A 1,568-nucleotide genomic window follows, 5' to 3' on the forward strand; every position below is an offset into this window, starting at 1 on the left:
GTTTATGGCATTTGAAGAGCGGGTAGATGTTCAAACAGAACTTCACGATTTGCGTACTTCGGCTATCAAAAACTTTGAAAACAAAGGCTTTCCAACAAAAAAAGAAGAAGCCTGGAAATATACCTCGCTTAATGCATTATTGAAAAACGATTTTTCAGTTTTTCCAAAAAAAGAAAATGCCATCGAATTTAAAGATGTCAAAAAGTACTTTTTACACGAAATTGACACCTATAAAGTTATTTTTATAGACGGTGTTTTTAGCTCACATTTGTCTTCAACGACACATGACGGACTAGACGTTTGCTTGATGTCTTCGGCTTTGACCAAACCAAAATACAAAATGATTATCGATACCTATTTCAATCAAATTGCAAGTAAGGAAGAAAGTTTAACCTCGCTAAACACTGCATTTTCATTGGAAGGAGCTTATATAAATATCCCAAAAAGTAAAGTAGTTGAAAAACCTATTGAGATTATTTATTTCTCAACAGGAAACGAAGCGGCTTTAATGGTACAACCCCGAAATTTGGTTATTGTGGGCGAAAATGCTTATGTACAAATCGTTGAAAGACATCAAAGTTTGAATAGCAATCCCGTTTTAACCAATGCAGTTACCGAAATTTTTGCTCAAAAAAGAGCTATAGTTGATTATTACAAAGTGCAAAACGATTTGCAAACCGCTAGTTTGATTGACAATACATATATTGCCCAAAAACAAGAAAGCCATGTTGCAGTGCATACGTTTTCATTTGGTGGCAACATTACTCGTAACAATTTGAATTTTTACCATCAAGGTGAACGAATTGATTCTACTCTCAAAGGAATTACCATTATTGGCGACAAGCAACATGTGGATCATTACACCTTAGTACAGCATGCCAAGCCCAATTGCGAAAGCCATCAAAACTACAAAACCATACTTAATGATAGTGCAACAGGTGTTTTCAATGGTAAAATTTTTGTAGAAAAAGAAGCTCAAAAAACCGATGCTTTCCAGCAAAATAATAACATTTTAATTGGCGACAAAGCCACTATCAATGCCAAACCGCAATTGGAAATTTTTGCCGATGACGTAAAATGTTCCCACGGATGCACCATAGGTCAGCTAGACGAAAGTGCCCTGTTTTATATGCAACAACGAGGCATCCCCAAAAAAGAAGCCAAAGCCTTGTTGATGTATGCCTTTACCAGCGAAGTAACCAATAGCATAAAAATCCCTGAATTGAAAGCAAAAATAGCAAGAATCATAGCTGATAAACTCAATGTAAACATGGGCTTTGATTTATAAATTTTGAAAACAAAAACAAAAAACGTTTCTATACAACAATGGAAACGTTTTTTAATTTTTGGGCGTTCCCCTACGGGTCGGGCTTTCCGTTGCAATCTTTTTTGGTAAAGCTCCCCTCCGAAAGGGGGGCTTTACCAAAAAAGGATTTCCACTACAATCCCTAACGCAACCCCAACTTCAAAAGAAATATAGCATTAAAATAGGAAAACATTCGTTCTATAAACTTTCTTGAACCCTTCAATTTCAAGAAAACACTTTTTTCGGTTCACATAAATTTTAA

General features: G+C 35.5%; 1 protein-coding gene. It reads left to right on the forward strand.

Going from position 1 to position 1,568, the window contains the following annotated elements; genetic code table 11:
- Positions 1-1,288, forward strand: a 1,288-nt coding sequence (gene sufD / locus B0A58_RS15865) for a Fe-S cluster assembly protein SufD (protein ID WP_106408037.1), incomplete at its 5' end; no start/stop codon positions are given.
- Between the last annotated feature and the right edge of the window lie 280 nt (positions 1,289-1,568).

Source organism: Flavobacterium branchiophilum NBRC 15030 = ATCC 35035 (genome assembly GCF_002217205.1).
In the GTDB taxonomy this organism is placed as follows: domain Bacteria; phylum Bacteroidota; class Bacteroidia; order Flavobacteriales; family Flavobacteriaceae; genus Flavobacterium; species Flavobacterium branchiophilum.